Origin of the sequence: Devosia naphthalenivorans (assembly GCF_003056355.1) — a bacterium.
Classification (GTDB): domain Bacteria; phylum Pseudomonadota; class Alphaproteobacteria; order Rhizobiales; family Devosiaceae; genus Devosia; species Devosia naphthalenivorans.
On the sequence record NZ_PYVW01000034.1, the window covers coordinates 1 to 7,951 of the forward strand.

The 7,951-nt window shown below is 62.1% G+C and carries 8 protein-coding genes; 4 read left to right on the forward strand and 4 right to left on the reverse strand.

All coding sequences use genetic code 11. The annotated features are described in order from the left end of the window. Positions 1-213 precede the first annotated feature (213 nt). The 3 genes from C8264_RS21750 to groES form a co-directional block, all read right to left on the reverse strand. Positions 214-447, reverse strand: coding sequence for a BrnA antitoxin family protein (locus C8264_RS21750; protein WP_108463079.1), 234 nt, complete (start codon positions 445-447; stop codon positions 214-216). 141 nt (positions 448-588) lie between these two features. Then, the gene (gene groL / locus C8264_RS21755) at positions 589-2,229 is read right to left on the reverse strand and encodes a chaperonin GroEL (RefSeq protein WP_108463080.1); all 1,641 of its coding nucleotides are present in this window, start codon (positions 2,227-2,229) and stop codon (positions 589-591) included. A 188-nt stretch (positions 2,230-2,417) separates the two neighbouring features. After that, positions 2,418-2,708 (reverse strand): co-chaperone GroES, encoded by a 291-nt coding sequence (gene groES, locus C8264_RS21760; RefSeq protein ID WP_108463081.1) that lies wholly within the window; start codon positions 2,706-2,708, stop codon positions 2,418-2,420. Between the two features lie 177 nt (positions 2,709-2,885). Between groES and C8264_RS21765 the strand changes: the two genes are divergently transcribed. From C8264_RS21765 to C8264_RS21775, 3 genes are all read left to right on the forward strand, one after another. Then, a complete protein-coding gene (locus C8264_RS21765) occupies positions 2,886-3,248 on the forward strand; it encodes a DUF427 domain-containing protein (protein ID WP_108463082.1) in 363 nt (120 codons plus the stop codon). Between the two features lie 372 nt (positions 3,249-3,620). Continuing rightward, positions 3,621-3,815 carry a hypothetical protein gene (locus C8264_RS21770; RefSeq protein WP_108463083.1) on the forward strand — a complete coding sequence of 65 codons (195 nt, stop codon included), beginning with the start codon at positions 3,621-3,623 and terminating at the stop codon, positions 3,813-3,815. A 22-nt stretch (positions 3,816-3,837) separates the two neighbouring features. Then, the gene (locus tag C8264_RS21775; protein ID WP_245893439.1) at positions 3,838-4,800 is read left to right on the forward strand and encodes a DMT family transporter; all 963 of its coding nucleotides are present in this window, start codon (positions 3,838-3,840) and stop codon (positions 4,798-4,800) included. Between the two features lie 113 nt (positions 4,801-4,913). Here C8264_RS21775 and C8264_RS21780 read toward each other — a convergent pair whose 3' ends face one another. Then, positions 4,914-6,344, reverse strand: coding sequence for a sigma-54-dependent transcriptional regulator (locus C8264_RS21780; protein WP_245893440.1), 1,431 nt, complete (start codon positions 6,342-6,344; stop codon positions 4,914-4,916). A 225-nt stretch (positions 6,345-6,569) separates the two neighbouring features. Between C8264_RS21780 and C8264_RS21785 the strand changes: the two genes are divergently transcribed. Beyond that, the gene (locus C8264_RS21785; RefSeq protein ID WP_162783845.1) at positions 6,570-7,799 is read left to right on the forward strand and encodes an EAL domain-containing protein; all 1,230 of its coding nucleotides are present in this window, start codon (positions 6,570-6,572) and stop codon (positions 7,797-7,799) included. Positions 7,800-7,951: the final 152 nt, after the last annotated feature.

A 7,951-nucleotide genomic window follows, 5' to 3' on the forward strand; every position in this document is an offset into this window, starting at 1 on the left:
CATCGAGAGCCCCTTGCGCCGCCCAATGTCGATCTCAACCCGCTCGCGCAGGCTCAACTGCTCATACAAAGTTCCCATCGCACCAACACCATAGCAGGTGTTGCACTTGTGGCGTGAGTCGAGGGAATCTCACTTCCCCTCGGCACAATAGTGGGATTCCCGCTTTCGCGGGAATGACGATGTGGCCGGCTCTGAAGCGGCAGGACAGGGCGCCTATTCCTCGGCCAGCCCAGCGGCCTGCCGCAACGCGGCATTGATCCGCTCCTGCCAGCCCGGGCCATCCTCCTGGAAATGCTCCAGCACGGCACGATCCAGCCGGATCGTCACCATCTCCTTGCCCGAGGGCGGCGCAACCGTCTTGGGAGCAGCCTCCACCGGCTTGCTGGTCGCCGCCTTGAATGCCGCCTCGGCCTGATCGAACGCACTCCCGCGTCTGGGTGTCCGCATCGAATCTCTCCTTTTGTGATGGACCCATTCTAGTGTGTCCAACGGCTTCAGTGAACAAAAAAAGGCGCAGTGTTTCCACTGCGCCTTTCCACAAAGTTCGTGACTGGGAAGAAACGAACCTCGAAGTTCCTGGTGGATGGACTAGAAATCCATGCCGCCCATGCCGCCCATGCCGCCGCCGCCCGGCATTGCCGGTGCTGCGTCCTTGGGAGCCTCGACGATGAGAGCTTCCGTGGTGATCAGCAGCGAAGCAACCGAAGCTGCGTCCTGCAGAGCCGTACGGACAACCTTCACCGGGTCGATAACGCCCAGAGCGACGAGATCGCCATATTCACCGGTTGCGGCGTTGTAGCCGAAGGTGATCGACGAGTTCTCGAGGATCTTGCCCACGACGACGGAGCCTTCGGCACCGGCATTGTTGGCGATCGTGCGCACTGGTTCCTGCAGGGCGCGCTTGACGATGGCGATACCAGCGTCCTGATCGGCGTTGGCGCCCTTGACGGTCATGTTGTTGGAAGCGCGCAGCAGAGCCACGCCACCACCGGCAACGATGCCTTCTTCAACGGCAGCGCGGGTAGCGTTCAGCGCGTCGTCGACGCGGTCCTTGCGCTCCTTGACTTCGACTTCCGTCGAGCCGCCAACCTTGATCACAGCAACGCCACCGGCGAGCTTTGCCAGGCGTTCCTGCAACTTTTCCTTGTCGTAGTCCGAAGTGGTTTCTTCGATCTGCGCCTTGATCTGGCCAACGCGACCCTGGATGTCTTCGGCTGTGCCGGCGCCATCGACGATCGTGGTGTTTTCCTTGGTGATTTCAACGCGCTTGGCAGTGCCGAGCATGTCGATGGTCACGTTCTCGAGCTTGATGCCGAGATCTTCCGAGATCACCTGGCCACCGGTCAGGATGGCGATGTCTTCGAGCATTGCCTTGCGGCGGTCGCCGAAGCCAGGAGCCTTGACGGCAGCAACCTTGAGGCCGCCACGCAGACGGTTGACGACGAGGGTCGCAAGAGCCTCACCTTCGATGTCTTCGGCAATGATCAGCAGCGGACGCTGGCTCTGCACAACCGATTCCAGGATCGGCAGGATGGCCTGCAGGTTAGAGAGCTTCTTTTCGTGCAGGAGGATCACGGGATCTTCCAGAACGGCAGTCATCTTCTCGGCATTGGTCACGAAGTATGGGCTGAGGTAGCCGCGGTCGAACTGCATGCCTTCAACGACGTCGAGTTCGGTCTCGGCGGTCTTGGCTTCTTCGACGGTGATGACACCCTCGTTGCCGACCTTCTGCATGGCTTCGGCGATCATGTCGCCGATGGCGGATTCGCCGTTTGCCGAAATCGTGCCGACCTGAGCAACTTCAGAGGACGACTTGATCTTGGACGAGGCGGCCTTGAGCGACGCCACGACTTCTTCCACTGCGAGGTCGATACCGCGCTTGAGGTCCATCGGGTTGAAGCCGGCGGCAACAGCCTTGACGCCTTCGACGACGATGGCCTGGCCGAGAACGGTCGCGGTGGTGGTGCCGTCACCGGCAATGTCGTTGGTCTTGGAAGCAACCGAGCGCAGCAGCTGTGCGCCGAGGTTTTCGAACTTGTCTTCCAGTTCGATTTCCTTGGCAACGGTCACGCCGTCCTTGGTGATGCGCGGGGCACCGAACGACTTTTCGATAACGACGTTACGGCCCTTGGGACCCAGCGTTACCTTGACCGCATTGGCCAAGACGTTGACGCCACGCAGCATCTTGTCGCGCGCGTCGGTAGAGAACTTTACTTCTTTGGCTGCCATGTGAGGCGCTCCTTAAAGTGGTTAAAAAAATGGGGATCAAACCGACTTAGGGTGTTCGGCCAGTTGCGTCAGAGCGTGGCGAAAACGGTGATCGTCGAGAACCGGAGCGGAGCGTACTTTTGTACGTGAGCACCGGAAGCGGAGATGATTACCGTTTGCAGCCCGCTATGGCCAACTGGAGGAATGACCTAAGCTTCGATGATGCCCATGATGTCCGATTCCTTCATGATCAGCAGGTCTTCGCCGTCGACCTTGACCTCGGTGCCGCTCCACTTGCCAAACAGCACGCGGTCGCCGGCCTTCACGTCAGGGGCGATGTACTTGCCATCTTCGTCGCGGGCACCGGGGCCTACGGCGACGATCACGCCTTCAGAAGGCTTTTCCTTGGCGGTGTCGGGGATGATGATCCCGCCTTTGGTCTTTTCTTCGCTGTCGAGACGACGTACGACCACGCGGTCGTGTAGGGGACGGAAGCTCATGTTTGCTCCTTGTGGCATCGAAATAATGCAATTCTGGGCCTATTAGCACTCGCAAGTTGAGAGTGCTAACAAGGTGCACGGGATATATGGCCAGCCCCCGAATGAGTCAAGGATCGTGAACTGATCTTTGCACCACCGCGTTGTGCCTGATCTCGTTTCAACTCATGGCAGGCCATTATGACGCGTCAATGTCTCGACAAGGATATCAAGATCACGCCAGTCCAGGGCAGGGTGCATGTCATTTTCGACGATGCGGAAATTGCCAGCTCCCTCAACGCCCTGGAACTCGACGAGCCCGGCGCTCCTCTGCGTATCTACGTTCCGCGCGGCGATGTGCGCGAAGACGTTCTGGAAATGTCGGAAACCCACACCACCTGCCCCTATAAGGGCGTGGCCTCCTACTACAACCTCAAGACCCTGACGGCCGACGGCCCGGACCAGGCCTGGTACTACCCCGACCCATGTCCGCTCGTGGAACCCATCCGCGATCATTTGGCGTTCTGGGGCGACCGCATCGAATACCGCCGCAGCGAGGTCTAGCCCCGAGCTTTCGGCAGATTTGTGCATCTTCTCCCCCATGCCGCCGGCTGTGTCACGATACATCCAACCTCCCTACGCCCAGCGGGTCGCGCGAACCGGCTAGTAGGGAGGTCAGGTGGGGCGGGGATGTTCGTGATCCCCGCAGGCAAGCGGAAGTGTTATCGGGTCTATGGCGGCCCGGAGCCAGAGTCTCGCGCGCCAGAAAATCCCACCGCAGGTGGCGAGGCTTTGTCTCACTACACAAAACTACTTCGAGGCATTGCCTCGCCACTTGCACGCTGATCGAAACCGCATTGCAGGCGGCGCTTGCGCTCGCCCAAAAATCCCACTTTATCCCTTTCACCGCGCGCCAAGCTGCGTCATAAGGCACCCATGACCCAGAACAACGCACTCTCCATCAAGCTGCGCCTCAAGGGCGGCAGCGGCCCCAACGCCAACTGGCATTGGGAAATCCACGACGCATCGGGCAAAGTCGTCAAGACCGGCTCCGCTGTCGGCCCCGAGCACAAGGCGTTCGCCACCGCGCGCATCGCCAAGGAAAAGCTGGAGCAATCCTCCGGTCGCTAGGCCCCTGTTAGACGAGAACACCGTGACCGCTTCCGTGCCCTCTGCCGCGATCACTTCTGTACGCTATCAGGGCGGCCCCTTGCGCGGCATCACGCTCAAGGTCGCTTCGGTTTGCTGCTTCGTGGTCATGGCAACGCTGCTCAAGGCCACCCAAACGATTCCAGCGGGCGAACTGGTGTTCTTCCGCTGTTTTTTCGCCATCCTGCCCGTGGTGGCCTACCTCGCCTGGAAGCGCCAGCTGCGCACGGCGCTCTATACTGCAAACCCGCGCGGCCACGTCCTGCGTGCGTTGATCGGCGTCGTCTCCATGGGGCTGGGTTTCTTCGCCCTGACCCGCCTGCCGCTGCCCGAAACCACCGCCATCCAATATGCGACGCCACTCCTGATCGTGGTTTTCAGTGCGCTCCTCCTCAAGGAGCAGGTGCATCTGTTCCGCTGGAGCGCCGTTCTGGTGGGGCTTGTTGGCGTTGTCATCATCCTGTGGCCGCGGCTCACCGTGTTTTCCAGCGGCAACATGGATGACGGCGCCACCATCGGCGCCATCGCCTCGTTTTGCGCCGCCATCATGGCCGCCTTTGCCATGATGCAGGTGCGCAAGCTGGTGCAGACCGAGCGCACCGAAGCGATCGTCGTCTACTTCTTCATCTCCGCCACGATCCTGTCGCTGCTGACCATCCCCTTCGGCTGGATCATGCCCACCCCCGAGCAGGCCGTGCTGCTGATCTGCGCCGGTTTTGCGGGCGGCATCGGCCAGCTGCTGCTGACCTCATGCTATCGCTATGCCGACATGTCGGTGATCGCGCCGTTCGAATATGTCTCGCTGATCCTGACCATCATCATCGGCATGGTCGTCTTCTCCGACGTACCCACAGCCCCGATGATCATCGGCGCCCTCATCATCGTCGGCTCCGGCATCGCCGTCATCCTGCGCGAACACTATCTGGGGCTCGATCGGGTCAAAGCCCGCGAGGCGAATACGCCCTGAGGACATCTGCGCCGGCCTCTCAAAAACCTCATGGTGAGCCTGTCGAACCACGAGGTTGAGCGAGTGGAGCCACGACCTCGCCCGTCGACAAGCTCAGGAGGAGGTCTACCGCATCAACTCGCGACCGCCATCTCGGCCCAACCCTGGCGCTTGCGATAGATCGTGGACGGGCTGATCTCCAGCGCCGCCGCCGCCAGCGAGACATTGCCGCCGAAGCTGGCAATGGCATCCTCGATGATCCGCTGCTCCTGCTGCCACATGGGCAACACGGCTGGCCGCCGCTCCCCCCGCACTGGCGCTGGTTCTGCCACTACGGTCCCGCGCGATTCGATATCGGCGCTCGCCAGCATCGCGGCGGTAATTTCCCCGCCGTCAAACATCACCACCAGCCGCCGCACCAAATTCTGCAGCTGCCGCACATTGCCCGGCCATTCCGACGACGCGAGCATAGCCGCGACATCGTTCGAGAATCCGGAGAACGCCTTGTGCTCCTCCGCCGCATAGAGTGCCAGGAAATGCCGCGCCAGCACCAGGATATCGCTCGGCCGCTGCCGCAGTGGCGGCAGGTGGATCGGCAACACATGCAGCCGATAAAACAGATCCTCGCGGAACTTCTTTTCGCTGATCAGCTGCATCGGATTGCGGTTGGTGGCGCAGATCACCCGCACATCCACCCGCCGAACGCCCGCTTCACCCACCCGGCTCAGCGTGCCGGTCTGCAGGAAGCGCAACAGCTTGCTTTGCAGCGACAAATCCATTTCCCCGATCTCATCGAGAAACAACGTGCCGCCATCGGCCAGTTCCGCTGCGCCCTTGCGATCCTCATGCGCTCCGGTGAAGGCGCCACGCGCCACCCCGAACAATTCGCTTTCCATCAAATCACGCGGAATAGCCGCGCAATTGATTGCCACCAGCCGCTTGTTGGCACGCGGACCCTTGGCATGCAGCGCCTCGGCGCACACATCCTTGCCCGTGCCGCTTTCACCCGTGATGAATACCGGCGCCGCCGACGTCGCGATCCGCCCGATCTGTTCGTAGACAAACTGCATCGCGCTCGACGAGCCGATGAACCCGGCAAAATCCGACAGTCCCTCGCTGGCCTGTGCCTCGATGTTGAGCGCGCGGCCCTTGCCGTGCCGCTGCGCCAACTCGCCGATTCGCGCCACCATGGCCGGCCCGTTCACCGGCTTGGCCACATAATCATGCGCCCCGGCCCGCATGGCGCCAACCGCTGCCGATACCGATGCGCCATCGGCCAGGGCAACCACGAGCGCGCCATCGGCCAACCGCACCAGCCGCGTAACGGCGTCGTCGCTGCGCTCGGAGAGGTCCGCAAGGCTGGGCAGATCCGCCAGCACGATATCGAAGGCATTGACGCGCAGCAGTTCGGCCGCCTGCCGCCCGCCCGTGGCAACGGTGATGGCGGTGGAAGCGCCCAGGCATTGCCCGAGCGTATCGGCGATCAGATGGGCACAAGCATCGTCCCGGTCGATCAGCAATAGCCGGCCTGTGGCTTCGCCATCGATTCGAGTGTGCATCGCCATGCCGCCCATCCTTGGTTAGTCGTGCGCCGGCTCAATAGTCTTCCCGGTCTTGATCCCGATTGTTGATGAACAGGGTAAATAATCCGTTCCGCTGTTGTACGAATACCGCCCGCCAACACCTCATTAACCTTTGAAAGCACCAGCGCAGCGCTTTTGCCTGGGAATGCCGGGTGCTAAGAGGAACAGGCCGAATCCCGGCTGTTGCGGAGGCTAAGAGGTCCAGGCGTGCAGGCTTTGGTTTATACCTTTATTGCCCTTGCCGCCCTTGGCGTCGGCGCCACCGCCTATTTCGCCCTCATTTTCACCCCTGCGAACGCCATTGTGGTCGCGGTGGTGTTCGGCTGTGTCTGCGTCGTGCTGATGGAGCGCATCCTGCGCCAGCGCGCGGAGAACCGGCTCGAAAAAGCCATCGAGGATCTCGCGCGCCTGCTGGCAACCGACGCCCAGGCCGGCGCCGTGCTCGGCCAGCGCATCAATGCCATGGCCGACATCAATGCCGGCCAGCGCCTCGATGGTGTCGAGGCCGATATTTCCGTGCTTGGAACGGTTATCCGCCAGGTCGCCGAAGCCGTCGCCGATATTGAGGACCGCGCCAAGGCCCCCGCTACGACGCCCCGCAGCGCCCGGCTTGACGCCGCTCCGCCTCCTCCGCCCGAACCCGAACCCACCATTTCCCTTGATGCCGTCCGCCAGGCGCTCGCCGAAAACCGCTTGCTCTATCACGTGCAGCCCATCGTAACGCTGCCCCAGCGCCGTCCGCAGGGTTTTGATCTGGTGCCGCGCCTGATGCTCGAGAATGGCGATCTGGCCGATGGCGCCGATTTCCTGCCGCGCCGCGGTGGCGACGAAATCATGCGCCATATCGAGGGCATTGGCCTGGTCGAAGCCATCACCATCCTGCGCCGCGCCCGCACCAGCGGACAGCCCCTGACGCTGTATCTGCCACTCTCCAGCGCCACCATCGGCGACCCTCAATCAGCCGACCAACTGATGGCGACCATCGAGGCCAATCGCGCCATCGCGCCGTTCATGATCTTCACCGTCAGCGACACCGAATGGCATGGTTTCACCACCAATCAGCGCGCCATCGCCGATGCGCTGGCGAAAAAGGGCGCCGGCTTCTCCCTTGCCAACATGCGCACGCTGCGCGTCGATGTCGCCGAATTGGCGGGGCAGGGAGTGCGCTCCCTCCGCATCGACGCCACCCGCTTCATCGAAAACCCCGAATCCTTCACCGATTTCCACGCTTCCGATATCGCCAACTACATCGCCCGCTTCGAAGTCTCCCTGATGGCGACCGGCATCACCGGCGAGCGGCAGATCATCGAACTCCTCGAAGACGGCATCCGCCTCGCCCAAGGCCCCCACATCGCCGCCCCCGGCCCAGTCCGCCCCGACCTGATGGGCGAGCCTGCCCGCACTGCGCCCCAATTCCGTCGCGCCGCCGAAAGCTAAATCCGATCTCTCCGCTCCATCGTCCCCTCGCCCCTTGTATGTTTCCTTTGAGGCCGTGATTGACGATGATCGGCCTTGGAGCGTGGCGTGAGCCATGGTCCGGGCCGGATAGCCTGTAGCCCCTCAGAGCCAGCCAAGCTCGCCCTTGAGCA